Genomic DNA, 26,589 nt, shown 5'->3' on the forward strand with positions numbered 1-26,589 from the left:
CAACGGCTTTAGAAGTAGTCGGCGTCTTGTCTCGGGTATGCAACGACGGAGACTGCTGTCAGTGGTCGGCTGTGCGCTGGCGACGACCGCTGGCTGTATCGAGGACCGTACCCCCGTCGGCGACGAAAACGGCGACCCCGAACCGGAGAACGGATCCGATGGCGATGAAGACGCTGTCGCGGGGGCACTCGCCGACTGGGATCTGGCAGTCGGCGTGGACAGTTCCGCCGAACCGGACGAGTATCCCAGTGTCGAGTTCGGCGAGGACGCCGTTACCGTCACCGGGCGGATGCTGATCGGCTCCAGTAGCTGTAAGACGATTGCCGCGACGACGGTCGACTACGACGCCGACGCGGCGCGTCTCGACGTGGTCCTCGAGGACGCCGAGGCCGAGGACGACTCGCCGGAGGACGAACCTCGCAACTGCACGGACGACATCTCGAGCGAGTCGTACGAACTCACCGCCCGGTTCGACGAGAGCGTCCCCGAGACCGTCCGGGCGGTCGAAGACCTCCGGGATGCGCGCCGCGAGATCATTGTCGGTCGTGACGGCGTTCGGGACCGATCCAGGGATGGACCCACCACCGTCGAGTCGCCGCCGGAGGGAATCGACGATACCTCCCTCGAGGTCGACCGTGGAAGCCTGGCGGCGGTCGGCGAGTCGCCCGAGATCAGCATCGAGGACGCGGTCACCATCGAAGGGACGCTCGTCGTCGGCTCAAGCAGTTGCAAGACGACTGGCGTCACTGACCTCTCCTACGACGCCGACGCTTCGGAACTCGATCTCACCGTGGAAGACGTCGAGGTCGATGACGCCGACGGGGCGTGTACTGCCGACGAGTCGGTCGACGACTACCGGCTGACGATCGAATTCGCCGGGAGCACTCCCACGACGGTCTCGATGACCGAGCGCGGCCGGGAGGGGACTCGCAGCGTCAGCGTCGCACAGAACAGTGTGAGCGAGGACGACGCCGGGCAGGGATCGTAACGCCTTATCGGCCCGGTCACCTCGTTCCGGTATGGACACGATTCGGATCGTCTGGGGCGTCGGTGACGGCCCCACCGAGATGGCGTCGTACGACGCCGCGCTGGCCGATGCCGGCGTTCACAACTACAATCTCGTCACCGTCTCCTCGATGATTCCCGCCGAGGCCGAAATCGAAGTCGCAGATACTGCGCCCTACCTCGGTCCGCCGGGCAACCGCCTGACGGTCGTCCAGGGTCGGGCGACCGCAACCGCGGGCGAGTCGATCAGCGCCGGCCTCGGCTGGGTGCGATCAGCCGAGGGACCGGGCCTGTTCTACGAGGCCGCGGACCGCGTCCCCGCCGAGATGACGAGCAAGCGCGTTCTCGACGGACTCGATGCGGGCCAGACGCTCCGCGACTGGACGTTCGGCGAGCCCGAAACGCGGGTCGTCGAGGCCGAGGCCGCCCACGAGGAGTATACGACCGTGCTCGTGCTGGCGACCTACGGCCACAGCGAGTCGATGCTGGAGTAACCCGTCAGCATCCGTCACGTCGAGACGACAGCTAAATACCGGTCGAATCACACGTTTTCCACAGATGTCTCTCCCCGCTCCGTCCAGACGAGTCCGGCTTACAGTCGCTCTCGGTGGGCAGGGCTGGTTCTGCTGGCCCTGGTCGACGTCGTCGCTGCCTCGAACGTCGTCGCGGGACTGGAGGGCCAGCGCGGCGACGTCGCAGTGCCGACGTGGCTGTTCTTGCTCACGGGCGGGGCGGTGATTGCCGCCTCCGCGATGCTCTCGATGCTGATGACCGACCGGCAGTTCGTCGGCTCCTATCACACGTGGTCGAAACGCCCCATAGTTCCGTACAGTGACACGGTGCTCGCGGCTGTCGGCGCTGCCGGCGCGGTCCTCTCGGCGCTCGCGCTCGTCCTCGTCGTCTACACCGGCTTCACCGGGCCACCGTTCGGAAGCGCGAGTTTCGCCGTCCTGTTCGTCTTCGTCGGCATCCGGTCGGGGCTGACGATGGTCGCGTATCTCGTCGGCAACCCCTGGCCGACGATCAACCCCTGGCGGCGCGTCGCCGAACGATTGCCCAACGGGTTTGTCGAGTATCCCGACGTGGGCCAGTGGCCCGCGGTCGCTGCGTTGCTCGCCCTGATCTGGGTCGAGGTGATCGCCCCGGTCACCGAAGCGCCCGCGGTACTGGCGTGGGGTGTCCTCGGCTACAGCCTGTACACGCTGGCCGGTGCAGTGCTGTTCTCGCCCGAGACCTGGTTCCGGCATGCCGATCCGCTCTCGCTGTGGTTCCGCTTTTACGGTGCTGTCGGGCCGCTCCAGCGCGGCGAGGAGGGCTGGTCGCTGCGCCTGCCGGGCGCTCGGTTGGGCGAGTCGGAACTGCTCGCCGACCGCTCCGGCGTCGCCTTCGTCGTCCTGCTCGTCTGGGAACTGACGTTCAGCGGGCTGGTCGTCACTTCCCCGGGCGTCTCGACGGTCGAGTCGCTCGTCGAAGCGGGGGTACCACCGCTTGCGGCCTACCTACTCCTGCTCGTGGCAGGGTATGGACTCTTTCTCGGCCTGTACAGACTCGCGTCCCGCCTCGCGCGTCGCCGCGCGGAGACGTACCTGTCCGTCCGGACGCTCGGCCTTCGGTTCGCGCCGCCGCTGCTCGCCATCGCGGCGGGCTACCATCTCGCTCACTACTTCAATTTCTTTATCGCGCTGAGTCCGTCGCTGTGGACCGCGGTCACGAACCCCTCTCACCGCCTGCCCCGCCCGCGTTCACTCAGGTCGTGCTTCCGGCGTGGGTCGACCTGCTCGAAGTCGCCTTCGTCCTCGCGGGGCACGTCCTCGCTGTCTGGGTCGCTCACGCGACGTCGTTCGACCTGTTCCCCGGCCGTCTCCAGGCGATCCGAAGCCAGATCCCCTTCGTCGCCGTGATGGTGCTGTACACGATGATTTCGCTCTGGCTGCTCTCGATGCCGACCGTCGAACTACCGTACGTTCAGGCGTGAGACCCGCCCTGACTGCTTAACGACGGCGTATTCCGGAGACGGGCCCGGGACGAGATGAGAAAACTTATTCGGGGGCCACGCAGAGACACGGGCATATGAGACAGTTCGATGTACCGGAGATCGATTATGACCGGTACACGAATCGCCAACTGGCGGCCGTTCCGTTGGCCGTGTTGGCGGTCGCGCTTGCAGTCGTTATCGGTTGGTGGGTGTTTACCGGCGCACCCGCCACGTTAGGTATTGATTTCGCTGGTGGAACGGAACTTACAATCGAGACGACTGACGACCGGAGTACTATCGAGGGGGCGTTCAACGAAGAGGTAGAGAACATTAGAACGACGGGGACCTCCAATCAGTATATCCTGGAGTTCAGGTCCGACGATGCGGAGGGGATCGAACAACAGGCCGAAGCAGACCTGACCCCGGCTAACGGGAACGATGATGTCGTCCAGGAGGCGAGCACGTTCTCGGCTGCTTCGGGGGCGACAATCAGCGGACAGCGCTGTACGGTATCGTCATCGCCTTCGTCGGGATGGGTACGCTGGCGTTCGCCCTGTTCCGGACGTTCGTTCCGAGCATCGCCATCGTCATCTCCGCCTTTTCGGACATCGTGATCCCGGTCGCAGTCATGAACGTGCTCGGGATACCGCTGTCGCTGGGAACCGTCGCTGGCCTGCTGATGCTGATCGGGTACAGCGTCGACTCGGACATCCTGTTGAACAACCACGTCCTGCGCCGGAGCGGCGACTTCTACGAGAGCACCTACCGCGCCATGCAGACCGGCGTGACGATGACCGTGACGTCGATGTCCGCGATGGCGGTCCTCACCGTCGTCGCCTACATCTTCGGGATCGGAATCCTGTGGCAGATTGGCCTCGTGCTCGTGGTCGGACTGCTGGCTGATCTGATGAACACGTACATGCTCAATCTGAGTCTACTTCGCTGGTACAAGTTCGAGGGGATCAACCGATGAGCGTGCGCGACAAGATCCGCAACAACTGGCGGGTCCTGATGCTCGCCTCGCTGATCGGGATATCGTGTTTCTTCCTGTTCGTCCCCGGGGCGGGTTTCGGCGACTCGCTCGGGGAGAGCGAACAGGGCGAGACGACCGCTAGCTGGTCGAACATCCAGTACGGTATCGAACTCTCCGGCGGTGCACGCGTTCGTGCGCCGGTGATCGGGATGACCGCCGAAGGCATTAGTATCGACGCCGGTGGGGGACAGACGACTTCGGAACTCAACGGCGAGGTCGAATCGGCGGTGCACGAGGAACTCGTCGCCAATAACGAGAGTCTAGACCTCGCACAGCGAGAAGTCTCTGCGAGCGTCAGCGGCGACAGCGTTCAGGACCGGACCGTCGAGGTGTTCCACCCGGACGTCAGCGAGGATGATCTGGTACTCGCAGTCGAGAACGCCGGCTATGCTGGCGAGGACACGGAAGTTAGAAACGGCGTAACGGCCGAAACGCGCCAGTCGATGATCGATATCCTCGACAGTCGGATGGGCGAGTCCGGCTTCGACGGTGGGACTGTTCGCCAGGACAACGCTGGCGGCCAGAACTACATCGTCGTGCAGTCGCCCGGGACGTCGACCGCCGAACTGCGCGAACTGATCCGCGATCAGAACCTCGTCGAAATCGTCGCTCACTACCCCGCCGACAACGAGGCGGGCTACGAGGAACAGGTCGTGCTCACACCCGAGGACATCAGGTCGGTGTCGACCATCGAAGAGGAACAGGCCGGTGGCCGGACCCAGTTTCGGGTTCCGGTCGTCGTGACGGACGACGCCGCGCCGGAGTACATGAATACGCTGGTCGAGACCGGGATCACGTCCGATCAGGGCGTCCAGGCAGGCTGTGCTCCGGTCGACCAGACCGACCCGCCGTACGGCTACTGTCAGTTGATCGACCTCGACGGGGAGACGATCAGCGGTCTCGGGATGCAGCCGGGTCTCGCCCAGCAGTTCAACGACGGGACGTGGGTGAACAACCCGACGTTCGTCGCGACGTCGCCGGACCGCCAGACTGCCGAGGACATCAAGGTCAGCCTGGAAGCCGGGAGCCTGCCGACGACGCTGGATCTCGACGAGGGGACCAGTCAGACCATCACCTCGGACCGGGCCAGTCAGTTCAAAAGCTACGCCCTGCTTGCCGGCGTGCTCGCCGTGCTGACGGTGGTGCTGATGGTGTTCCTCCGCTACGGTGATCCGCGTGTCGCCGCACCGATGTCGCTCACCGCGCTCTCTGAGGTGCTCCTCCTCCTCGGGTTCGCAGCAGCGATCCAGTTACCGCTCGACCTCTCTCACGTCGCCGGGTTTATCGCCGTCGTGGGGACCGGGGTGGACGACCTGATCATCATCGCCGACGAAGTGATGGCCGAGGGCGATGTCTCCTCCCAGCGCGTGTTCGATACCCGGTTCCGGAAAGCGTTCTGGGTCATCGGCGCGGCCGCCGCGACGACCATCATCGCGATGAGTCCGCTCGCGTTCCTCTCGCTTGGGGACCTGCGCGGCTTCGCGATCATCACCATCATCGGTGTGCTGATCGGGGTGTTCGTCACCCGCCCGGCCTACGGGAGCATCCTCCGACGGGTCAAGACGGAGCGGTAGCCGCCGCAGTCTACCTTCGGTTCTGATCCACACACCCATCTCTCCTTATTCTACTAGTTGTTCAAGCGTTGGGTCTAAATATCTCTAGATTGTTGGCTTCTCTTGAGAACAGGTGACCATACATCCATGTTAGTTGGCGACGACACCACGTTCGAGCGGTATCTGGGGGATAGCGACGGGCCGATGTTTCTGTCGGACAGTGACGGGCTTGAAGCGGCGCGCAGCGAGGTCGTCGAGTTCGTCCGCCGGACCGTCGTCGACGCGAACACGGAGGAGTCGTCGTCGCGATGAGCGGCGGGATCGACTCCACGCTGACCGCGACGCTCGCCGTCGAGGCACTGGGAAGTGACCGGGTACTCGGCCTCGGACTGCCGGCCAGCAAGACCGATAGCGTCCACGCCACCGAGGCCAGGACGGTTGCGGACGGCCTCGGGATCGAGTTTCAGGAGATACAGCTGAGACCCCTGCTCAAGGCGTTCGAGGAGACTGTCGGAGCCGATTTCGAGGCCGACGCCGATCGTGTGGCGACCGGCAACGTCCTCGCCAGACTACGGATGCTCTCCGCGTACTACGCGGCGAACACCCGATCCTTGCTGGTGTTGGGCACGTCGAACCGCTCGGAGCTACTGCTGGGCTACTACACCAAGTACGGCGACGGTGCGGCCGATCTGTTCCCGCTCGGGGATCTGTACAAGACGGAGGTCCGCTCGCTGGCCGCGCACGTCGGCGTGCCGCGGCGGATTATCAGCAAGCCGCCGACTGGCGGCCTCTGGTCGGGCCAGACCGACGAATCGGAGATCGGCGCGGGCTACGGGACGCTGGATCGCCTGCTCAGACTGCTGATCGACCGCGAGTGCGACGTCGAGACGGCTGCCGACAGGGTCGACGTTCCCGTCGAGACCGCCCAGGACGTCGCGGAGATGTATCTCGACTCCGCGCACAAGCGCACTCTCCCGCCAATGCCGGGGATCGGCGAGCACAGTGGTGATCGGTCGCGACAGCCGTTTTACCGGTAGCTCAGAACCCGTCCAGTCCGGTCTGCTCGGCCTCGGCGAGCAGATCCGCACACGTCTGCCAGCTTTCCCGCGCACACTCCGGGAGGGTTCCGTGCTCGGCGACGTGGGCGTCGAGGAACTCGCGAGTGGTCGGATCGCTCGGGTAGCCGCTCCCGACCGGGCCGTATCGCTCCGCGAGCGCGTCGACGTGCCGGTCGCGGGCGACCTTGGCGACGATGCTCGCCGCGGCGACGATGGCGTACTCGTCGTCGGCGCCGTGTTCGGCCAGCACGTCCGCGCGGAACGGGAGCGCGTCCTCGATGCGTCCCTGGAACCGCGTTTCGGAAGTGTCACAGGCGTCGACGATGCCGCTGTCACCCGCTCGCGCGACTTCCTGAATCGCCTCGACCTGTGCCTCGACGGTCAGCGTGTTCATGTCCGTCCCGGGGTCGTCGATCCGTTCGGTCGGGACCTCCGCGGCGGCAGTCCGGACGCGGTCGTCTGCCGCCATCCGCTCGAACAGTTCTTCGCGGCGCTCCCGCGTGAGCCGTTTGGAGTCGGCGACGCCCGCCGACAGGTCGTCCGGCTCGTCGACTGCGACGGCACCGGCGAACATCGATCCCAGCACCGGTCCGCGTCCGGCTTCGTCGGCCCCGAATCGGCTACTCATCGACTGTGCGCTCCCGCTCTCGGGACAAAACGGTTTCGCTCGGAGCTACCGCATTGCCGGGTGACGCCGTCGAATCTGGTAACAGTTATCCGGCTGGGTTCGTTAGAAGGGAGCAAATGGCCAAAGACGTCAAGCCCACTCGGAAGAACCTGATGGCGATCGAGGATCGCATCGAGCTCTCCGAACGGGGCCACGACACGCTCGAAAAGAAGCGTGACGGGCTCATTATGGAGTTCATGGACATCCTCGACCAGGCCCAGGACGTCCGAGAGGATATGGAAGCGGACTACGAGGCGGCCCAGAAGACGATCAACATGGCTCGCGCGATGGAAGGCGACGTGGCCGTTCGCGGCGCTGCAGCCGCGCTCCAGGAACACCCCGAGATCACCACGGAGTCGAAAAACATCATGGGCGTCGTCGTCCCGCAGATCGAGTCGACGCGCGTCAAAAAGAGCCTCGACCAGCGTGGCTACGGCGTTCTCGGCACGTCTTCGCGCATCGACGAGGTCGCGGAGTCCTACGAGGAACTGCTCGAATCGATCATCCTCGCGGCGGAGGTCGAGACGGCGATGAAGAAGATGCTCGACGAAATCGAGACGACGAAACGCCGCGTCAACGCCCTGGAGTTCAAGCTCCTGCCCGACCTGTACACCAATCAGGAGTATATCGAGCAGAAACTCGAAGAGCAGGAGCGCGAAGAGATCTTCCGCATGAAGAAGATCAAGGAGAAAAAGGAAGAGGCAGAAGCCGAAGAGAAGGCGGAAGCCGAAGCCGAGGCCGCGGCGCTCGAAGAAGCACAGGCAAGCGACTGATATGGCCTGTTCGGCGTGTGGCGAATCGACGGTCGTCGTTGCCGTCCCCCAGACCGTCCGTCAGCATGCCCCCGACGATGCGGACCGGATCGCGATCTGTTCTACCTGTCTCTCGATCGCCCCAACAGACGCATACGCGACCGACAGTCCCGACTTCACCTCGATCAGCGGTGCGTTCCCTGCCGACGCCGAGAGCGCGGTCGGCGTCGCCGTGCTCGTTCACCTGCTCGACTCGCTGGTGCACAACCGCGACTCGATCCAGTCGCTCGTCGACTGGCTCGAAACGCAGGGGACGGACGTCTTCTTGGTGATCGACCGCCTCGCTACTGATCCCTCGCTGGAGCCAGCAGTCGACCTCGAACGGCGGCGAACGCAGCTGCGCAGTTCGTCGAGTGAGTGTCTGGTTATTCTCCTTCAGTGTCTGCGGCCGACACCACCGCCGAGCGCTGGCGCTGTAGCTCGGCCGGAAGCCGCTCGTAGACGGAGTCAAATATCTCGTCTGGCTCCGAGTCTGGCATCGCCTCGACGCGCTCGATGGCGTCGTCGACAGCCGCTTCGGCGTCCGCACGGATCTCCTCGTCCGTCTCGTCGTCGAGAAGCCCCTGCTCGCGGAGATACGTCTCGTAGCGCTCCAGCGGATCCGTCGTGCGCCACTCGGGGAGATCCCCTTCGTCGTCGCGATATCGCGACGGGTCGTCGCTGGTCGTGTGCGCGCCGAGGCGGTAGGTCAGGCTCTCGATCAGAACGGGGCCGGTGTCGTGCGCCGTCGCCAGCGCGTCCGCGACGGTCTCGGCGACTGCGATAGGATCTATCCCGTCGACGCGGACGCCCTCGAAGCCGTAGGCGGTCGCCTTCTGTGCGATGGTCTCGCTTGCCGTCTGGCGCTCGCGGGGCAACGAGATGGCCCAGCCGTTGTTCTCACAGCAGAAGACGACCGGCGCGTCGAAGACGCCCGCGACGTTCATCGCCTCGTGGAAATCGCCCTCGCTCGTCGCGCCGTCGCCGAAGAGCGTCAGGATGGCGTGGTCGTCGTCGCGGTACTGGGTGGCCATCCCGAGGCCCACGGCGTGGGGTAACTGGGTCGCGATGGGGACGGCCTGCGGGAAGACCGGAACCTCATGCCCGGACTGGAACTCCGCGTAGCCCTTTCGGAACGCGAACAGGTCGCTCATCGGGACGCCGCGAGCTATCTGGGTAGCGTTCGAGCGGTACGTCGGGACGAGCCAGTCCGTCGCTTCCATGGCGTGGGCGACGCCCACCTGTGTCGCTTCCTGCCCACGGAACGGTGGATAGCCGCTCATCCAGCCACGGCGCTGGAGCGCGAGCGCCCGGTCGTCGAACTGGCGCGCGCGAACCATCTCTCGGTAGAGGTCGACCGCCTCGGCTTCGGTCACCGCTGTCTCCGCGACGTCCCGCTCGCCGATAGCCCGGTGCATACCTCACAGTTGCTCGCTCCCGGCAAAACCGTTACCCCGGTCCCGGGATCGCTCGCCGGTATCCGACAGGACAAAGACCGAGCAGCGACTACCCCGGGTATGGTCGCAGTGAGCACGGTGATCGGCTACGGCATTCTCCTGACCGTCCACACGGCGATTGCGGCGATAGCCACGCGCTTTTTCCGCATCCGGTTGACGACTCGGTGGGGGGCAGCGCTGTACGCGGCGCTTCTCATCCCGTTACTGCTGGTCGTGTCGACGATGCTGCTGAGCGGCCCGTTCGGTATCGGTACCGCGGCGGGCGATCGGACGACCGCTCTGGTCGTCGTTATCGGCATCCCGCTCACGCTCGGTATCGCGATTGATCTGCTCTGGATGCCACATCCCGACGAAGTCGAACTGCCGGACACGACCGGATGAGGGCGCGACTACCGGATACGTCGAACTACTGTATCACAACCCTTTTACTGGATCCCGCAGTAGCACAGGATACAGATGGCAGGTGGCTGCTTTACAGGCCGGGCGCTCGCCCGTAACTAACTACAACTCCCGCCTGCCGATTCTCTCGCTGGTCACCACCGACCAGCCGGAGGTGCACCAATGTCTCAGGATGTAGATTCAGCGGACGAAATATCGGTAGTACTGCCCGACGGTTCCGAACTTAGCGTCGAGCGTGGCGCGACCGTCGAGGACGTCGCCTACGAGATCGGGCCCGGCCTCGGCCGCGACACTGTCGCCGGTCGGATCGACGGGGAACTCGTCTCCAAGCACGAGCCGATCCACGACGACGGCGTCGAGATCGAGATCGTCACCGAGGACTCCGACGAGGCGCTGCGCGTGATGCGCCACTCGGCCTCGCACTGCCTCGCACAGGCCGTCGAACGGCTCTACGACGACGTCCAGCTAGCGATCGGTCCGCCAACCGACGAGGGCTTCTATTACGACTTCGACGATATCGACCTCGACGAGGAGGACCTGGACGAGATCAAAGCCGAGATGGAGGAGATCATCGAGGCCGACTACGACATCGAGCGAGAGGAAGTCTCGATCGAGGAGGCTCGCGAGCGACTCGCGGACCAGCGCTACAAACTCGAACTCCTCGAGGAGTTCGCCGACGAGAACGACACGGTCACGTTCTACAGCCAGGGCGAGTGGGAAGACCTCTGTGCCGGCCCGCACGTCGAGTCGACCGGCGAGATCGGGGCGGTCGACCTGCTGGAGATCGCCGCCGCCTACTGGCGGGGCGACGAGGAGAACCCCATGCAGACTCGCGTCTACGGCACCGCCTTCGAGAGCGAAGCGGAACTGGAGGAGTACCACGAGCGCCAGCGCGAGGCCGAACGCCGTGACCACCGCAAGATCGGTGCGGAGATGGACCTGTTCTCGATCCAGGAGGTCACCGGCCCCGGCCTGCCGCTCTATCACCCACCGGGGAAGACGATCCTGCGCGAACTGGAGTCCTTCGTCGCCGATCTGAACCTCGACGCCGGCTACGAGTACGTCGAGACGCCACACCTGTTCAAGACCGACCTCTGGGAGAAGAGCGGCCACTACGAGAACTATCAGGACGACATGTTCGTCTTTGACGTCGGCGAGGACGAGTACGGTCTCAAGCCGATGAACTGCCCGGGCCACGCCGCAATCTACGACGATAGCTCGTGGTCCTACCGGGACATGCCGATCAAGTACGCCGAGAACGGCAAAGTGTATCGGAAAGAACAGCGTGGCGAACTCTCCGGCCTCTCACGAGTCTGGGCGTTCACCATCGACGACGGTCACCTGTTCGTCCGGCCCGACGACATCCGTCAGGAGGTCGAACAGATCATGGACATGATCGACGACGTGCTCACCACCTTCGATCTGGAGTACGACGTGGCGCTCGCGACCCGGCCCGAGAAGAGCGTCGGAAGCGACGAGATCTGGGACCGCGCCGAGTCACAACTCGAGAGCGTCCTCGAAAGCCGATCGATCGAGTACGACGTCGAAGAGGGCGACGGCGCGTTCTACGGCCCGAAGATCGACTTCGGGTTTGAGGATGCGATCGGTCGCCGCTGGGACGGCCCGACCGTCCAACTCGACTTCAACATGCCCGAGCGCTTCGACCTGTCCTACGTCGGCGAGGACAACGAGGACCACAAGCCGGTGATGATCCACCGCGCGCTCTACGGTAGCTACGAGCGCTTTTTCATGGTGCTCATCGAGCACTTCGCGGGCAACTTCCCGCTGTGGCTCGCCCCCGAGCAGGTCCGCGTCCTGCCGATCAGCGACGCGAACCTCGGCTACGCCCACCGCGTCAAAAACGAGTTCGACGAGTTCCGCGCCGAGGTCGACGACCGCGACAGCACCATCGAGCGCAAGATCCGCGCGGCCCACGACGACCGCGTGCCCTACATGATCATCGTCGGCGACAACGAGGAGGAAGACGGCAACATCTCGGTTCGTGACCGCTTCGAGGACCAGGAGTACGACGTCGAAATCGAGACGTTCCGCGATCACCTGCGCTCCGAACGCGACGAAAAGCGGATCGAACCGGACTTCCTCGCGGACTGACGCTTTTCGGCGAGCCTTTCTCGCGGTCAGTTTACAGGTATGCACGCTGAGAGATCCACGTTCGTGGACATCAGCCCCCCGTCAGTATCGTAACCACCATACTTGTGGAACCGTGCATAGGTCGTATGAACAGAGCAGAGAAGGCGGCCCTCCAGTTGCGCGCGGTTTCGGTTCTCCGTATGCTCAAGGAGACGCGCACGTACGACGAACTCGCCGAACTCACCGGACTCCCGGCCGGCGATCTCAACCGGTACGTCAACGGTCACGTCCTGCCGAGCGACGACCGTGCCCGAGAGGTCGTCTCCGGCGTCGGCCGCGACGCGCTGGCGGCGGAACTCGAAGACCGCGTTAAAACGGACGAGGAGGGCTACGTCGACAACTCCTCTATCGTCTTCGATCAGTCTTTTCTGGATCTCGCGGCCCCGGTCGCGGCCGAGTCCTTCGAGTTCGACCGGCCGGACGTCGTGCTCACGGCGGCCACCGACGGCATCACGCTTGCGGCCGCCATCGCGAGTTACTACGGCGGGCGCTCGGCCTACGCGAAACAGTCCAAAGAGACCGCGGTCGAGGACTTCATCGAGTCCCGCCAGCGGCTTCAGTCCGGGATCGAACTGACCTACTACCTGCCGGCATGCTCGATCAACGAGGGCGACACCGTGCTGGTCGTCGACGACCTCATCCGCTCGGGCGAGACCCAGGAACTCCTGCTCGATATCGCCGAACGCGCCGGCGCTGAGATCGGCGGCGTCTTCACCCTGATCGCGGTCGGCGACGACGGTATCGAGCGCGCTCGGGAGCGGACCGACGCACCAGTGAGTGCGCTCATCGAGTTCTGATCGCTCTCTCGTAGCGATCTGTCCGCAGTTCTCTCGTACAAATGAAAATACGGAAATGAGGGAGCTGGGATTTGAACCCAGGAACTCCTACGAGACGGGTTCTTAAGACCCGCGCCGTTGGCCTGCTTGGCTACTCCTCGCTGCGCTCGTAGCTAACTGGCCCGGCGGTTTACAGTCTTGCGGTTGGTCACCGCTCCAGGCTGAGGGTGCCGTCGCCGTGGGGATCGGGTGCGACCTCTTCGCTGGTGCGCCGGTCGATGACGTAGATACAGCCATCGCCCTTGTTCGCCGGGCAGGCCTCCGCCGCGCTGACGTTCTCGTCGAGGTCGTCCTCGCCGATGTAGTAGGATCGGGGGCTTGCCATTCCGCTTTTGATGTCCATCTCCCAGTTACTCGCTACCTCGGCGCATTTGCCCGCGCCGAAACACGCGCTGGCGTCGAAGATGATCTTGTAGGGCTTCTCCTCCGTCGGGGGTGCGTTGCTGTCACCGAACGACGTCGGATCCTGCAGTTCGGCATCCAGATCGCTCATTACTCACTCGAACGAACTGGATCGTCTTTCGGCTTACGGTCCGCGCGGCCCCGTAGCCCGCGCCCGATCCCTAATGAATACCCCAAAACGTTTAATCGCTGACAGTATACTTCCCGTAGTATGTCGATGACCCTGCTGACGGTCGGTGCGGCCCTCCTCCTCGCCGGTAGCGCCTTCGCGTGGGTATCCGAGATACCCATGGCGGGGGTCGTGAGTGCGATCAGCGGTGTGAGCTTTATTCTTGGCGTCGTGCTCGGCGACGCCTACGACTGGGCACCGAAAACGGTTGCCGCCGGCGTGTTCACATTTACGGGCGTCTCGATGGTAGTGCTCGGCTGTGCGCTCGGCTTCGGCGACCGGTTCCGGTTGCTCGACGGACTCGGGACTGAGCGACGTGAGAACGCGGCGGAGTCAGGGCGATTCCTCGGCGCGTGGTCGACGGCCCTCGGTGGCTTCGTCGCACTGGTCGGCGTGGCGACCTACCAGACGGTGACGCCCCCGCCGATCTGGTGGGGCTTTGCTATCGCCTGCGTCGTCTTCTCGTGGTGGGCGATGCTCGGAATCCGCCGATCAGTGTCGTAGTGTGCGGTGCTACTCTTCGATCGTGACGGATTCCATGACGGCTTCGCCCTGTGGCTTGTCGTTGCGGTCGGTCGGCAGGTCGGCGATCTCCTCGACGACGTCCATCCCGTCGACGACGCGGCCGAAGACGGAGTGTTTCCCGTCGAGGTGTGGCTGGGCATCCAGCGTAATGAAGAACTGTGAGCCGTTGGTGTCGGGGCCACGGTTCGCCATGGAGAGCACGCCCGCACCGTCGTGCGAGAGGTCGTCGTCGAACTCGTCGTCGAAGGTGTAGCCGGGGCCGCCTCGGCCTGTCCCGGTCGGGTCGCCGGTCTGGACCATGAAGTCGTCGATGACGCGGTGGAACTCCACGTCGTCGTACAGCGGTTCGTCCTCGACCGTCTCGCCGCTTTCGGGGTCTTCCCACTCCTTCTCGCCGGTGGCGAGGCCAACGAAGTTCTCGACCGTGTTCGGTTTTTCTCGTCGTACAGTTCGACTTCGATGTCGCCGCGGTTCGTGTGGATCGTCGCAGTCAGATCGCTCATACCTCTTTGGAGGGGCGTCGGCGTCAAAAAGGCTTGTAGTCGCCCCCGAGAACGGGTCGGGTATGCCGAGGTTAGTCCACCTGCACCGGTTCCGCCTCGAACCGCTCCGCCGTGGCTCGCCACCGCCAGGAGCCCACGAACGGCCCGCCGTCCATGGCGACGATAACGTACGATTTTCCCGGCCAGGCAGCGTGTTTCCGATCCGTCTCGCTCGGAGCCGTCGGGCCCCTCGGATGCGAGTGGTAGAACCCGACGATGGACTTGCCGGCCGCTTCGATCCGCTCGAACAGCGCCAACTGTTGTTCGGGATCGATCAAATACTCGGCTCGTGGCTGCTCCGCGACGTTTTCGGTCGGATGCCGGGACGTCACCCGAGCACGGTCCTCGTCGACGTGTCCGCCGAGGATGCCGCAGGCCTCGTTCGGTGCAGCCGCTCGCGCGTGGTCGATCAGTCCGTCGTAGACCGACCGTTCGAGTTCGATCACGGCTCTCTTGGGGTGGCGTCGTGGAGCCGTTCGAAAGACGAGACGACGTCGTCCGAGGGCATATCGACGATGTCCGGGTGAAGCACGCCCGCGAGGGCTTCGAGCGTGTCGACGAGACGCGGGCCCGGCCTGTTGACGTAGTTGTGGCCGTCCATCGCGTGGACGCGACCCTGCCTCACTGCACGGAGGTCCTCCCAGCCGGGCCGCTCTGTCAGGTCGGTTCGGTTCTCGGCTGTCTGGTCGAGTTCAGAGCCACAGGGGGCCGCGATCAGGACGTCCGGATCGTACTCGCGGATCTGTCGCCACTCGCGCGGCGTCGACCGGTCGCCCGGATCGGCGAGGCCGTACTCGCCGCCGGCCCACTCGATTATTTCGGGTACCCAGTGGCCCGCAACCATCACCGGGTCGAGCCAGTCGAGGATGGCGACTTCGGGGCGCTCCTCGACCTCGGCCGTTGCGGTCCGGACGCGCTCGATTCGGGCCTCCAGATCGGCGACCAGTTCGGCGGCCCGCTCGCCGCGTCCAGTCGCCTCGCCAACCGTCTCGATGTCGTCGAGCACGTCGCCGACGCTGTGGGGGTCGGTCGTCAGTATCTCGGAGTTGGCGTCGATATCCGCCACCGCGTCCTCGACGAGCACCTCGTCGACCGCACAGACGTCACAGATCCCCTGCGTGACGATGAGGTCCGGGTCGGCCTGCTCCAGCGCCTCGACGTCGATGCCGTAGACGCCGCCGTGTTCGCGCTCGGCTTCGAGTACCTGCGCGTCTATCTCTCCGCTGCTCGCCTCCGGATCGACGTGTGCGTAGTTGATCGATGGCTGCTCGGCCGCCTCGGGCGGCACGTCACACTCGTGGGAGACGCCGACTGGCTCGATACCGAGGGCGTAACAGATCTCCGTCGCGGAGGGAAGCAAGGAGACGACGTTCATCGAATCCACGTATGGGGTCGGACGGCTAAACGCTGACGCCGGACAGGTCCCCTGCTCAGACGTCGTATAGCTCGCCGAACTTCTCCTCGGCGTACTCGACGAAGTAATCGGCGGTGAACGCCTCGCCGGTCGCTTCCTCGATCAGGTCGTCGGTGGTGTACAGCGAGCCATGGCCGTGGACGTTCTCGTTGAGATACGTCATGATCTCGTCGAACTCGCCGTCACGAACCAGCGCGTCGACATCCAGTTCGTCGCGCATCGTCGCGTCTATCTGGGCGGCCAGCACGCTCCCCAGCGAGTAGGTCGGGAAATAGCCGAAACTGCCGTGGCTCCAGTGGATATCCTGCAGACAGCCCTCGGCGTCGGTTTCGGGCCGGATCCCGAGATACTCCTCGTACTTGTCGTTCCAGACCTCGGGGACGTCCTCCACTGCGAGGTCGCCGCTGATCAGCGCCTGCTCGACCTCGTAGCGGATGATGATGTGCATGTGGTAGGTCAGTTCGTCCGCTTCGACCCGGATCAGGTTGTCGTCGTACACCTGATTCGCGGCCTCGTAGGCGTCCTCCACAGTGACGTCCTCTAGCTGAGGGAACTGGGCCTTCATATCCGGAAGGATCAGCTCCCAGAACGCTTTCGTGCGGCCGACGTGGTTCTCCCAGAATCGAGACTGGGACTCGTGGACCGAGAGGTCACGCGACTGGCCCAGCGGCGTCCCGTAGTGCTCGTCAGGCAGTCCCTGCGTGTAGGTGGCGTGGCCGAACTCGTGGATCGTGCTCGTTAGTGCGCCGAGCGGGTCGGTCTCGTTGAAGCGCGTCGTGACGCGCGCGTCGAACTGCGTCCCCGAGGAAAACGGATGGGGCGCGGTGTCGAGGCGTCCGCGGTCCCAGTCGTAGCCCAGTTCGTCGAGCACGTCGCGGACGAACGACTCCTGTTCGTCTTCGGGGAACTCCCCGCAAACGCGTCCGTCGCCAGGTCGGCCTCGGAGTCGGCGATGTCGTCGATCAGGGGCACCAGCTCCTCTTTGAGACGCGTCAGGACGCGGTCGGCCGTGTCCAGGTCGAGATATGGCTCGTACTCCGCGAAGAGGACGGCGTAGGGGTCAGCGTCGGGGTCGACGTGTTCGGCGTACTCGCGCTTGAGTTCGACCAACGTTTCGAGCGTCGGCGCGAAGATAGAGAAGTCGTTTTCCTCCTTCGCTTGCTTCCACTTGGGATGGGCCTCGCTGGTCGTCCGGGATATCTCCTCGACCAGTTCGGTGGGGACGCTCGTCGCCCGGTCGTGCTCCCGGCGGACCTCGCGTATCACCGCGGCCTGCTCGTCGTCGAGTTCGGCGTCTTCGAGCGCATCCAGATGATCGGCGGTCTCCTCGTCGGTCAGTAGTTCGTGGCTGACCGCCGAAAGTGCGGATAGCTGTTGCGAGCGAGCGGGTGTCCCGCCTTCGGGCATCATGACCTCCTGATCCCACCCGAGGACGCCTGCGGCGTTCCCCACGTTGGTGTACCGTTGGACCCGTTCGAGAAACGCCTCGTACTCTGCCGGCTCAGTCTCGGAGGCTGCATCCGTTGCCATACCCGTTTATTCGTGTCATCGCCTATCAATCTCCTGCTACCGGCGGTTCGCTCTAACCGGTTTGTCTCTAAAACGTATTGATTACCCTCGGATCTCTGCTGGTAGGAGAGTTTTCCGTACCAATAGCTCAGGCTATACCCGCTCCCATCCATCGATCATCGTCTCCGCCCGTCGACTATGCCGAGGATTACTATGTGGCTCACTGGATTGGAACTTATTAATGGAGAGCGACGCCGTTACAGAGTACCAGATCCGTCAGTATCGTCCGGCCGACCGCGACGGCGTCCTTGCCCTCGACTCTCTGGTGTGGGACCGTGACCGTGGGGGCGAGTGGTTCGACTGGAAGTACCAGCAGAACCCGTACGTCGATCACACTCCCCTGTTTGTCGTCCGGAAAGACGGCGATGTCGTCGGCGCGCGCCCCTTCATGCCGTTCGAGATCCGGGTCGACGATCACACTGTACTGGCGCTACAGCCGACGGATACGATGGTCCATCCGGACCACCGTCGTCAGGGCCTGTTCACCCGGATGACCGAACGCGCCATCGAGTACTACGAGGACACCGATGTCGACCTGTACTTCAATTTCCCGAACGGGATCTCTCGTCCGGGATACGAGCGCCTCGGCTGGCGACGGATCGACCGGAAACGGACGCACTATCGCGTGCAACACCCCGAGTCGCTCGCAACCGAGTACATCGATAGCCCGCCGGCGAGGGCAGGTGCCGTGCTTGTCGGGCCGCTGCTCAGACGGTACTATGACCGCCGCAGTGGGGCCGACGACAGACTGGACGATATCACCGTCGAGTCGCGGCCCGGCCTCGACGTCGACAAACTCGTCCGACTGTACGAACGCCGGCAGCCAGCGGGATTTCACGCCTACCGGACGCGACGGTTCTACGAGTGGCGGTTTGCCAGTCCGGTCTGGGTTCGGTCGACGTACGTGGCGACCGTCGATGGGGAGCCAGTAGTTGCCCTCATCGCACGAACACGGCGGACGAACGATGCCGTAACGATCACGCAGATTGGCGAAGTGGTGCCGATGACCGGCGGGATGCGGTGGCGAAGCGGCCTCTCGGCGACGCTCGAAGCCGTACTGGCCGATCACCTGAGTTCGGACGTCGTCGCCATCTCGGGGACGGTGATCCCGTACGATCTGTTGCTCACCTACGGGTTTCTTCCGGACGACCGACTCCCGATCTCGCTGGTCTCTGGCCACCGCTGTACGCTGGTCGCGCGACCGGCCGACGGGGTCTCGTGGTCCATCGGCGACCGCCCCTCGACGAGGCAGCATACTGGCAACTGACGTACGCCGAGCGCGATACGACATGAGTTCTCCGGCATGCTCTCAGATTGCGAGGCAGTTATAGACCGATCACGGGTGCACATTCACGTCACAGACCTCTCTGCTTTTCTTTCATAAGCAAGTCTTTATTTACAATGGGACAGTAAGTGGTAAACATGAACCGGCGAGTGGGGGATTCGCGCTTGTAGCGGTGCTGGCGTTGCTTCCTTCAGTGGCTGCTGCGCAGGGTGTACCGACCGATTCGGTCGTCGAACTGACGCTGTTCGAGCGAGTCGCCATCCAGACGAGCGTCGTCACGTTCATGGGTGTCGCCGTCCTCGCCCTCTTGCCACACTGGTGTTCACCTGCCATCAGGACTGCCCGTTCGAGCGTGTTCGTCTCCTCGCTGTTCGGTATCGCTGTCGCGGTACTGCTGGCGCTGCTCGGGGCCTCGGCATGGGTCTTCTCGCAGATCATGCTGGGTTGGCTAGCCGCCTATCCGCTTGCACTGCTCGTCCTCGGCACGACCTTCATCGCCCAGGCAATCGGCTTTATTGCCTTCGGGAACGCCATCGTTGCCCGCTTTGGCGTCGACCACGACTGGGTCGGCCTGCTCGTGGGCGTGGCGCTGGCGGCGGTGCTGGCGTTGGTTCCCTACGCCGGCGCACCGGTCGTACTCTTGATCACAATCGTTGGACTGGGCGGGATGACCCGGACGGCGCTCGGCAGCGGCAAACGCACGGAGCGCGAACAGAGCATGCCGCCCGCCCACCGACTCTGAGCGATCCCGGCCGCTCCTTGAAACCCTTTTCACCACGGGGAGCAAAGCGACCCTATGAACGTTGTACCGGACACAAGCGTGGTCATCGACGGCCGCGTGTCCGACCACGTCGAAGACGGGAAGTTCGCCGGGGCGACGATTTCGATACCCGAAGCAGTCGTCGCGGAGCTGAAGCACAGGCTAACGACGGCGTCGAAAGCGGCTGGGACGGGCTTTCTGAGCTCCAGCGTCTCGCCGAGTTCGCCGACGAGGGCGAGATAACGCTCGAATACGTCGGCGAGCGGCCGGACGCGGTCGAGCGCGGTCACGCCACCGAGGGCGAAATCGACGCGCTGATCCGCGATCTGGCCGACGACATGGGTGCGACCTTCGTCACCAGCGATATCGTCCAGAGCGAAGTCGCCGAGGCGAAAGGGCTCGACGTCGAGTATATCGCCCCGCGCGTCGAGGACGTCGGCGAACTCACGATCGAGGAGTATTTCGACGATCTGACGATGAGCGTCCACCTCAAGACGGGCGTCGTGCCGATGGCCAAACGCGGTGAGATCGGCGAGATGCACTACGAGGAGATCCGCGACGAGGTTCTCTCCGAGGCGCGAATGAAAGAGTACGTCGACGAGATCGAAAACTCGGCCAAGGAGTCGCCCGAGGGCTTCATCGAACTCTCCGAACCGGGGATGACGATCGTCCAGTTCCGGGATTACCGGATCTCCCTTGCCCGGCCGCCGTTCTCGGACGGGATCGAGATTACCGCCGTGCGCCCCATCGTCCAGACCGATCTGGACGACTACGAGTACGACGACGAACTGCGTAACCGGCTACTCGAACAACAGCGCGGCGTCCTGATCTCCGGTTCGCCCGGCGCGGGGAAGTCCACCTTCGCGCAGGCGGTGGCCCGGTTCCTCTCGGGCAGCGACTACTCGGTCAAGACGATGGAGAAACCGCGGGACCTGCAGGTCGGCCCGGAGATCACCCAGTACACCGAACTCAACGACCAGATGTCGTTGACGGCCGACTCACTGCTGATGGTCCGCCCCGACTACACCATCTACGACGAGGTCCGCAAAACCGACGACTTCGAGGTGTTCGCGGACATGCGACTGGCCGGCGTCGGCATGATCGGCGTCGTCCACGCGACCCGCGCCATCGACGCGCTCCAGCGACTCGTCGGCCGGGTCGAACTCGGGATGATCCCGCAGGTCGTCGACACCGTCGTCTACATCGAGGCCGGCGAGGTCCACACCGTCTACGACGTGACGACCGAAGTCAAGGTCCCTCACGGCCTGATGGAGGAAGACCTCGCGCGGCCGGTCATCGTCATCAACGACTTCGAGACGGGCGAACCCGCCTACGAGATCTACACCTTCAATCGGCAGGTCGTCACGGTCCCGCTCAACGACGAGGAGGAAGAAGAGTCCACCGGCGTCGACCGGATCGCACGCCAGGAGATCGAACGGGAGATCCGCTCGATCGCACAGGGCCACGTCGACGTCGACCTCAAGAGCCCCAACACGGCGGTCGTCTACGTCGAGGATCAGGACATCTCCACGGTCATCGGCAAAGGTGGTGGCCGCATCCAGGACGTCGAGAACCGCCTGGGAATCGATATCGACGTGCGCACCCACGACGAGAAGCCAAACAGTAGCCCCAACGAAAGCGGCGACGCGGGCGGCACCACACCCGCCGCCTCGGACCGATCAGGACAGATCGTCAAGCCCGAGATCACCTCGCGCCACATCGTGATTCCGGTCGACGGCGAGGCCGGCGAGACGGTCGAAGTCGAAGCGGACGGCGAGTACCTCTTCACCGCGACGGTAGGCCGCGGCGGCGAAGTGCAGGTCTCGCGGGGAAGCGCCATTGCGGAGGAGCTGGAGTTGGCAATCGACCGCAAACAGCAGATCACGGTTACGCCGTCCTGAACGGTCGGCGCATGATCGTCGCGCGGTAGGGCAGTCCGAACAGGCTGATGATGCGGTCGCCCGTCTTCTCGAAGCCCATCGACCGGTAGAACCGTCTGGCGTCGTCGTTTTCGGCAAGCGCCTCGACGAGCACTGCGTCGGCATCGTCGCGAACGGTATCGAAGCCTGCCTCGACAAGCCGTGACCCCATCCCCCGCGCCAGTGATTGGGCGCAACGTACAGTGACTGTAACTGGACCTCGTCGTCTTCGGGCGAGACGAAGGCGTGCGTCTCGGAGCCGGTAGCGAACTGGCCCTCGCCGACTACCTCGCCGTCGACGAGCGCGACCAGAAAGTCCATATCGTCGCTTTCGAGTGCGTACTCCAGCGACTCGATCGGCTGGAACCGCTCCTCGTCGGCGATGAAGGCGAGCGCGTCCGGCGGAAGGAGGTCGCCGTAGGCGACGCGCCACGAGTCGCTGACGAGCCGCTGGACCGCACGCAGATCCTCCCGTCGCGCCGGTCTGACCTTGACTCCCATCGTCTCTCGATTGGGTGTGAAGCCGGAAATATCACCGGCCGCCGTCGTCTCATACAGTCACCTGTTGGGGTCGTAGAACTCCAGATTGCGTGCACTGAAGACGCCGAAGGCCGTCAGGTAGCCGATCCCACCCAGCACGACCAGTCGGCCGGTACTGCCGAGACCGACCAGGCCCACAGTCTGTGCGGTTAGCCCAGTTGCGAGCAGACAGACGGCGAAGATGATGGCTCCGTCTGCGAGCATCCCGCCGATCCCCTTTGTTTCCTGATACTCCCTGAACGGGAACCCGCCAGTTGCCAGCGCGCCGAAAAAGACGACCGGGACGACGATCAGCGAGAGTCCGATAGCGTCCGCTGTCGCGGGCGTGATTCCGTAAGGAAGACTCGCCGAGATGGCCGCGTACGACAGCGACGCAAGCACCATTGCGATGATGGTGACGACGAGCCCTCGCAGACGAAACCGGTTCATGGCCATGGCTGTTCGCCGGACGGTCTTAAAAACCGGCGTCTCGAATCCCAACCGGAAGGCGGCTTGCCGGCCGCTCAGCCGCTCCGCTAGCGGAGGCGCGTCTCGACGTCCTGGACGAGCACTGTCACCGCCTCCGCGCGCTTCGTCTCCGCCGCGGTCGAGTCGCGGGCGGCGGTCACCTCGTCGACGAGTTCGTCGTCCGGCACCCTCGTCGAGAGGTCGAGCACGCGATCACAGACTGCCCCGGTTAGCTTCGGCACCACGTCGCTCACACTCGCCCAGACGTCCTCGTTGGTCGGTGGGGTGGCCTGGTCCTCGGCGTTGGCTGCGATCTCGTCGACCAGCGCGTCGTATTCGGCTCTCGTCTCTAGCTCCATCTCAGGCGTCCTGGACCTGCTGGAGGATGTCCGGTGCACTGGCCAGCGCGTCGTCGAGGGCCTCCGTGTCGGGGCCGCCACCCTGTGCGAAGTCCGGTGGGCCGCCACCGCCGCCGCCGACCTCACTGGCAGCTGGCTGACGACTTCGCCCGCGTTGACTGCGACGTCGTCGGGGACGGCGACGACGAACTGTGCACCGTCCGCGCTACTGCCGATCACTGCGACTTTCCCCTCGTCGACGATGGCGTTGGCCGTCGCCCGGAGTTCGTCGACGCCGCCGTCGAGACGCTGAACGACCGCCGTCACGTCGTCGAACTCGAACTCGGAGGCGTCCGACCCACCGCTGGCGCGCACCTCGGCGAGTTCCTCCTGCAGCGCTTCGATGCGCTTGCCGCGCTCTTTCCACTCGGTGAAGAAGCGCTCCGCCGTCTCCGGCACCTCGGTCGGCGTCACGTCGAGGATTTCGGCGGCCTCGTAGAGCGCGTCTTCGGTCTCCTGTGTGGCCTCGATCGCTGCCCCGCCGGCCGAGAAGACGAGTCGCTCGACGCCGTCCTGCACGGGTTCTGCATTGCGGATCTTGATCGAACCGATCTCGCCGGTCCGGGAGACGTGAGTGCCTCCACAGGCCTGTACGTCGTCCTCGACGTGGATCAGCCGGATCTGCTCTCCCGGCGGGATCCCGCCCTGATAGAGGTCGAAACCGTACTCTTCCTGTGCGTCGTTGCGATGGGGCCACTCCTCGGTGACGGAGTGGTTTTCCATCACCAGTCGGTTGGCGACCCGTTCGATCTCTTTGACGTCCTCGCGGTCGATCCGATCGTAGTGGCGCAGGTCGATTCGCGAGGAGTCGACGCCTTTCTGTGCGCCGGCCTGCCGGATGTGCTCGCCGAGCACCTGTCGCGCGCTGTGGATGACGATGTGGGTCGCCGTGTGGTTACGCATTAGCTGTCGGCGGCGTGCCCCGTCGATCTGTCCTCGCACCATCGCGCCCCGGTTGAGCGGGTCGTCGGTCCGGTGGCGGATCACGCCGTTCTCGCTCTGGGTGTCGGTCACCGTCACCGTCGCGTCGTCGGTCGACAGCGTCCCGACATCGCCCGGCTGGCCACCGCCTTCAGGGTAGAACATCGTCTGATCGAGCACGATGTCGTAGCCCTCCTCGCGCTCGAAGACGTCGAGCACGACCGCCTCGAACTCGGTGCCCTGCTGGTCGTCGTAGTAGAGCTTCTCGGTCTCGGGGAGGTCCTCGAACCGGTCGTCGATACTCTCGGCGTCGAGATCGCCCGCGCTCTCGTCGTCGTGTCGCTCGGCGACGAGGCTGTAGAAGTCGTCGGGTACCTCGACAGTCGCACCCTTCTCGTCGGCGATCTCCTGGACCATGTCCGGCTGGATGCCGTGAGAGTCGTACAGTTCGATCAGCTCCTCGGTCGGGACTGGCTCGCCCTTCTCGCTGTACTCCTCGGCGAGCTGTTCGACGCGTCGGGAGCCCCGGTCGAGCGTCTCGCGGTACTTTTCGACCTCGGTCCGGACGATGTCCCGGATCGTATCGCGGTTCTCGTAGTCGAGTCGCTCGGCCTGCATGTCGACCAGTTCGTCCAGGGGGCGTCGACGCCCACGCTGTCGACCAGTCGTTTCGTTCGGCGAAGCACCATCCGTGCCAGATAGCCGGTGCCGACGTTCGAGGGGACGATTCCGTCACCCAGCATGTACGCCAGCGTCCGCGAGTGATCGGCGATAGCGTAGATGTCTTCGAGCGGTTCGAGCAAGGACTCCAGTTCCGCGACGTCGACGCCGACGGACTCGGCGATCTCGCCGCGCGCGGCCTCGACGTCCTCGGCCTCGTCGATGTCCATCTTGCCCGAGAGTTTCGAGGCTTCCTGTACGATCGATTCCTCTTTGTCGGTGTGGTCGATCCCCGCGTTCTCTTTGAGGAACTCGATCGTCTCGGGGTAGACCGCCTCGTAGACGGTCGGAGTCCCCTGACTGACCCACGTCCAGCGTTCCAGCCCGTAGCCGGTGTCGACGACGTAGGTGTCCATCTCCGAGTAGGTGTTACCGTCTTTCATCTCGTACTCGCCGTCGGGGTCCTGTTCGAGCGACATGAAGACGAGCGTCGCGAGTTCGACGCCGCGGTAGATGACCTCGATTGCCGGCCCGGCGTTACCGCCGCCGACCCACGGGTCCTCGATGTAGACGACCTCGTCCAGATCGACGCCGACCGCCTCGAAGAGGCCGTCGCAGTACTCGACGGTCTCGTCCTTCCAGTAGACCTCACCGTGATAGGCGTACTCGTCCTCGTCGACCTCCTCTTTCGTGTTGAACGCGTGATGGGCCATCATCTCGAAGGCCATCGTGTGCCGGCCCGTCTTGCCCACGTTGTCGATATCCTGCATTCGGATGCAGGGCTGGCTGATACAGAGCGGGTTCGCCGGCGGCGGCGTCTCACCGCTGGTTACCAGCGGCTGGAAGTCGTAAATCGACGCCTGCGTGAGCAAAACGTCGTCCCGCCAGCGGTTCGCTGCGACGGGGTACGGTTCGACCCGCTCGTGATCGTGCTCCTCGAAGTACGAGAGGAACGTCTCGCGCATCTCGGTCAGACTGAACTCCTCGTCGAAGCCAGTGTCCTCCATGAAAGAGTACTCGCCACACGGGGGTTCGCCACACGTCTCGCGGTCGTGATCGCGCGTCCAGAAGTGAACGCCACACTCCGGACACTGCTTGCGGACGAAGTCTTCCTCCTCGAAATACTCGAGGCGGTACGCCTCCTCCAGTTGACTCATTACTCGCACGTCGCTCCGCGGAGAGTAAAACAGTTCCGCAACCGCCGTTCGGGAGAGCCCGTTCCCTGTTCAGCACGCAGTCGGCCCGATTTGAAACCACGACTATGTGTCTCTAACCCGTCTTTTGCAAGCGTTTACTATACTGTGTGGTATACGATAACACGTTATGCCTCGTTGTACCGCGTGTGGCGGGCACCTCCGACGTACAGAGTCGGCCAAATGCGTCTGTGGCGACCGTCTCCACTCGTCCTGCCGGGAGTATCACGTCGATTTCGACTGTGAAGCGAGCCAGGAGCGCTGGATCGGTGCAGTAGAGTTCTAGGTGTCGACGCGCCACTCCCCGTCGTCGGATTCGACGTCCGGGAGTTCGGCAAGTCGCGGAGCGACGCAGTCCCACCACGCCTCGCCGGTAGCGTAGCCCGCCGGCTGAGTCGGGTAGACCTCCTCGACGAAGTCCGCATCAGTGGCCGAGTGACGATCGTGCAGATACTCGTAGGCGGCCCGCACGGCGTCTCGCCGCCACTCGCGCATCAGGTCGCTCGCGCCCGGGAACGACAGTTCGTCGAGTGCGGCTTCGACCGCCTCCTCGTCCTCCATGGTAACGACGACGGTGCCGCCGGCGACCCGGTCGGCGGGCAGATACCACAGGTCGACGGCGAGGTCCGAAAGCTCCTCGCTCGTAAGCCGTCGCTCGGCATCGTCGTTCCCGTGGACCGCTTTGTGTGACAGCGCGTCGCGCTCGACCAGCGCCGAGAGCGTCGCCCGCACCGTCTCGACATCTGCCCGGTCTCTTCGGCGACTGTCTCGGCAGTCTTCGGCGTCGCGTCGCCGAAGGTAGCGAGCACCTCGTCGGCATGGTCGAGCGGACTGCCCTCGCCCTCGGTCGGCATACGCGCCCGTTTTTGGCCGGGGGTGATGGACCTTCTCATTCTCGTCGCGCCGAGTCGAAAGACAGG

The 26,589-nt window shown here is 64.4% G+C and carries 22 protein-coding genes, 1 tRNA gene and 7 pseudogenes; 16 read left to right on the plus strand and 14 right to left on the minus strand.

Translation table 11 applies throughout. The annotated features are described in order from the left end of the window. Positions 1-37: 37 nt before the first annotated feature. The 7 genes and pseudogenes from ACFQH2_RS03710 to ACFQH2_RS03740 all read left to right on the plus strand — a co-directional run bounded on the left by ACFQH2_RS03710 (position 38) and on the right by ACFQH2_RS03740 (position 6,603). Positions 38-988: a hypothetical protein gene (locus ACFQH2_RS03710; RefSeq protein WP_377056941.1), complete on the plus strand. Its 951-nt coding sequence runs from the start codon at positions 38-40 to the stop codon at positions 986-988. A gap of 31 nt (positions 989-1,019) precedes the next feature. After that, a complete protein-coding gene (locus ACFQH2_RS03715; protein ID WP_377056943.1) occupies positions 1,020-1,499 on the plus strand; it encodes a pyruvoyl-dependent arginine decarboxylase in 480 nt (159 codons plus the stop codon). A 123-nt stretch (positions 1,500-1,622) separates the two neighbouring features. Next, positions 1,623-2,980 (plus strand): annotated as a pseudogene (locus tag ACFQH2_RS03720) (hypothetical protein). Positions 2,981-3,075: 95 nt separating this feature from the next. Beyond that, positions 3,076-3,953: pseudogene (secF, locus tag ACFQH2_RS03725) on the plus strand (protein translocase subunit SecF). Continuing rightward, a complete protein-coding gene (locus ACFQH2_RS03730; protein ID WP_377056949.1) occupies positions 3,950-5,587 on the plus strand; it encodes a preprotein translocase subunit SecD in 1,638 nt (545 codons plus the stop codon). Before secF ends, ACFQH2_RS03730 begins: the two are co-directional and overlap by 4 nt. Before the next feature lie 126 nt (positions 5,588-5,713). Further along, positions 5,714-5,878, plus strand: a complete 165-nt coding sequence (locus ACFQH2_RS03735) for a hypothetical protein (protein ID WP_377076464.1) — start codon at positions 5,714-5,716, stop codon at positions 5,876-5,878. Continuing rightward, positions 5,875-6,603 (plus strand): NAD+ synthase, encoded by a 729-nt coding sequence (locus tag ACFQH2_RS03740; protein WP_377076465.1) that lies wholly within the window; start codon positions 5,875-5,877, stop codon positions 6,601-6,603. Before ACFQH2_RS03735 ends, ACFQH2_RS03740 begins: the two co-directional genes overlap by 4 nt. A 1-nt stretch (position 6,604) precedes the next feature. Here the strand turns inward: ACFQH2_RS03740 and rnhB are convergent, their stop codons facing one another. Beyond that, complete coding sequence (rnhB, locus tag ACFQH2_RS03745; RefSeq protein WP_377056953.1) at positions 6,605-7,252, minus strand: ribonuclease HII; 648 nt, start codon at positions 7,250-7,252, stop codon at positions 6,605-6,607. Positions 7,253-7,368: 116 nt separating this feature from the next. On the opposite strand from rnhB, the gene ACFQH2_RS03750 reads away from it, so the two are divergent. Further along, a complete protein-coding gene (locus ACFQH2_RS03750; RefSeq protein ID WP_377056955.1) occupies positions 7,369-8,064 on the plus strand; it encodes a V-type ATP synthase subunit D in 696 nt (231 codons plus the stop codon). A gap of 1 nt (position 8,065) precedes the next feature. Further along, positions 8,066-8,437: pseudogene (locus ACFQH2_RS03755) on the plus strand (DUF6276 family protein); the annotation flags it as partial. A 31-nt stretch (positions 8,438-8,468) separates the two neighbouring features. On the opposite strand, the gene pdhA reads toward ACFQH2_RS03755, so the two are convergent. Next, entirely contained in the window at positions 8,469-9,500 is a 1,032-nt protein-coding gene (gene pdhA, locus ACFQH2_RS03760; protein WP_377051111.1) for a pyruvate dehydrogenase (acetyl-transferring) E1 component subunit alpha, read from the minus strand. Between pdhA and ACFQH2_RS03765 the strand changes: the two genes are divergently transcribed. The 3 genes from ACFQH2_RS03765 (at position 9,495) to ACFQH2_RS03775 (ending at position 12,886) form a co-directional block, all read left to right on the plus strand. Beyond that, positions 9,495-9,920 carry a hypothetical protein gene (locus ACFQH2_RS03765; protein WP_377076466.1) on the plus strand — a complete coding sequence of 142 codons (426 nt, stop codon included), beginning with the start codon at positions 9,495-9,497 and terminating at the stop codon, positions 9,918-9,920. The genes pdhA and ACFQH2_RS03765 overlap by 6 nt on opposite strands. Before the next feature lie 180 nt (positions 9,921-10,100). Next, entirely contained in the window at positions 10,101-12,050 is a 1,950-nt protein-coding gene (thrS, locus tag ACFQH2_RS03770) for a threonine--tRNA ligase (protein WP_377051116.1), read from the plus strand. Positions 12,051-12,175: 125 nt separating this feature from the next. Then, the gene (locus tag ACFQH2_RS03775) at positions 12,176-12,886 is read left to right on the plus strand and encodes a phosphoribosyltransferase family protein (RefSeq protein ID WP_377051118.1); all 711 of its coding nucleotides are present in this window, start codon (positions 12,176-12,178) and stop codon (positions 12,884-12,886) included. Positions 12,887-12,942: 56 nt separating this feature from the next. On the opposite strand, the gene ACFQH2_RS03780 is transcribed toward ACFQH2_RS03775, so the two are convergent. Together ACFQH2_RS03780 and ACFQH2_RS03785 are read right to left on the minus strand one after the other, a co-directional pair. Further along, a tRNA-Leu gene (locus ACFQH2_RS03780) sits at positions 12,943-13,025 on the minus strand. A 48-nt stretch (positions 13,026-13,073) separates the two neighbouring features. Beyond that, positions 13,074-13,418: a ferredoxin gene (locus ACFQH2_RS03785; RefSeq protein ID WP_377051120.1), complete on the minus strand. Its 345-nt coding sequence runs from the start codon at positions 13,416-13,418 to the stop codon at positions 13,074-13,076. 120 nt (positions 13,419-13,538) lie between these two features. Here ACFQH2_RS03785 and ACFQH2_RS03790 point away from each other — a divergent pair, with 120 nt between their 5' ends. Further along, the gene (locus tag ACFQH2_RS03790; RefSeq protein ID WP_377056961.1) at positions 13,539-14,000 is read left to right on the plus strand and encodes a hypothetical protein; all 462 of its coding nucleotides are present in this window, start codon (positions 13,539-13,541) and stop codon (positions 13,998-14,000) included. A 9-nt stretch (positions 14,001-14,009) separates the two neighbouring features. Here ACFQH2_RS03790 and ACFQH2_RS03795 read toward each other — a convergent pair. The 4 genes and pseudogenes from ACFQH2_RS03795 to ACFQH2_RS03810 form a co-directional block, all read right to left on the minus strand. Continuing rightward, a pseudogene (locus ACFQH2_RS03795) lies at positions 14,010-14,524 on the minus strand (peptidylprolyl isomerase). A 71-nt stretch (positions 14,525-14,595) separates the two neighbouring features. Then, the gene (locus ACFQH2_RS03800; protein WP_377051124.1) at positions 14,596-15,009 is read right to left on the minus strand and encodes a desampylase; all 414 of its coding nucleotides are present in this window, start codon (positions 15,007-15,009) and stop codon (positions 14,596-14,598) included. Next, positions 15,006-15,938: a cobalamin-binding protein gene (locus ACFQH2_RS03805; RefSeq protein ID WP_377051126.1), complete on the minus strand. Its 933-nt coding sequence runs from the start codon at positions 15,936-15,938 to the stop codon at positions 15,006-15,008. Before ACFQH2_RS03805 ends, ACFQH2_RS03800 begins: the two co-directional genes overlap by 4 nt. A gap of 55 nt (positions 15,939-15,993) precedes the next feature. Next, positions 15,994-17,507 (minus strand): annotated as a pseudogene (locus tag ACFQH2_RS03810) (carboxypeptidase M32). A gap of 220 nt (positions 17,508-17,727) precedes the next feature. Here ACFQH2_RS03810 and ACFQH2_RS03815 point away from each other — a divergent pair. From ACFQH2_RS03815 to ACFQH2_RS03825, 3 genes are all read left to right on the plus strand, one after another. Continuing rightward, positions 17,728-18,813 carry a GNAT family N-acetyltransferase gene (locus ACFQH2_RS03815; protein WP_377056969.1) on the plus strand — a complete coding sequence of 362 codons (1,086 nt, stop codon included), beginning with the start codon at positions 17,728-17,730 and terminating at the stop codon, positions 18,811-18,813. A gap of 211 nt (positions 18,814-19,024) precedes the next feature. Then, positions 19,025-19,573 (plus strand): hypothetical protein, encoded by a 549-nt coding sequence (locus tag ACFQH2_RS03820; protein ID WP_377076467.1) that lies wholly within the window; start codon positions 19,025-19,027, stop codon positions 19,571-19,573. 17 nt (positions 19,574-19,590) lie between these two features. After that, complete coding sequence (locus ACFQH2_RS03825) at positions 19,591-21,492, plus strand: PINc/VapC family ATPase (protein WP_377076468.1); 1,902 nt, start codon at positions 19,591-19,593, stop codon at positions 21,490-21,492. Here the strand turns inward: ACFQH2_RS03825 and ACFQH2_RS03830 are convergent. The 6 genes and pseudogenes from ACFQH2_RS03830 to ACFQH2_RS03855 form a co-directional block, all read right to left on the minus strand. Next, entirely contained in the window at positions 21,479-21,682 is a 204-nt protein-coding gene (locus ACFQH2_RS03830; RefSeq protein WP_377076469.1) for a hypothetical protein, read from the minus strand. The genes ACFQH2_RS03825 and ACFQH2_RS03830 overlap by 14 nt on opposite strands. A gap of 44 nt (positions 21,683-21,726) precedes the next feature. Continuing rightward, positions 21,727-22,011: pseudogene (locus tag ACFQH2_RS03835) on the minus strand (hypothetical protein); the annotation flags it as partial. 57 nt (positions 22,012-22,068) lie between these two features. Continuing rightward, the gene (locus ACFQH2_RS03840) at positions 22,069-22,479 is read right to left on the minus strand and encodes a hypothetical protein (RefSeq protein ID WP_377051138.1); all 411 of its coding nucleotides are present in this window, start codon (positions 22,477-22,479) and stop codon (positions 22,069-22,071) included. A gap of 86 nt (positions 22,480-22,565) precedes the next feature. Further along, on the minus strand, positions 22,566-22,856 hold the full coding sequence (locus ACFQH2_RS03845) for a hypothetical protein (protein ID WP_377051140.1): 291 nt from the start codon (positions 22,854-22,856) through the stop codon (positions 22,566-22,568). Position 22,857: 1 nt separating this feature from the next. Further along, positions 22,858-25,633: pseudogene (alaS, locus tag ACFQH2_RS03850) on the minus strand (alanine--tRNA ligase). A gap of 318 nt (positions 25,634-25,951) precedes the next feature. Beyond that, a complete protein-coding gene (locus ACFQH2_RS03855) occupies positions 25,952-26,401 on the minus strand; it encodes a hypothetical protein (protein ID WP_377076470.1) in 450 nt (149 codons plus the stop codon). Positions 26,402-26,589 lie beyond the last annotated feature (188 nt).

It is taken from the genome of Natronoarchaeum sp. GCM10025703, from assembly GCF_042661985.1.
Classification (GTDB): Archaea; Halobacteriota; Halobacteria; order Halobacteriales; family Natronoarchaeaceae; genus Natranaeroarchaeum.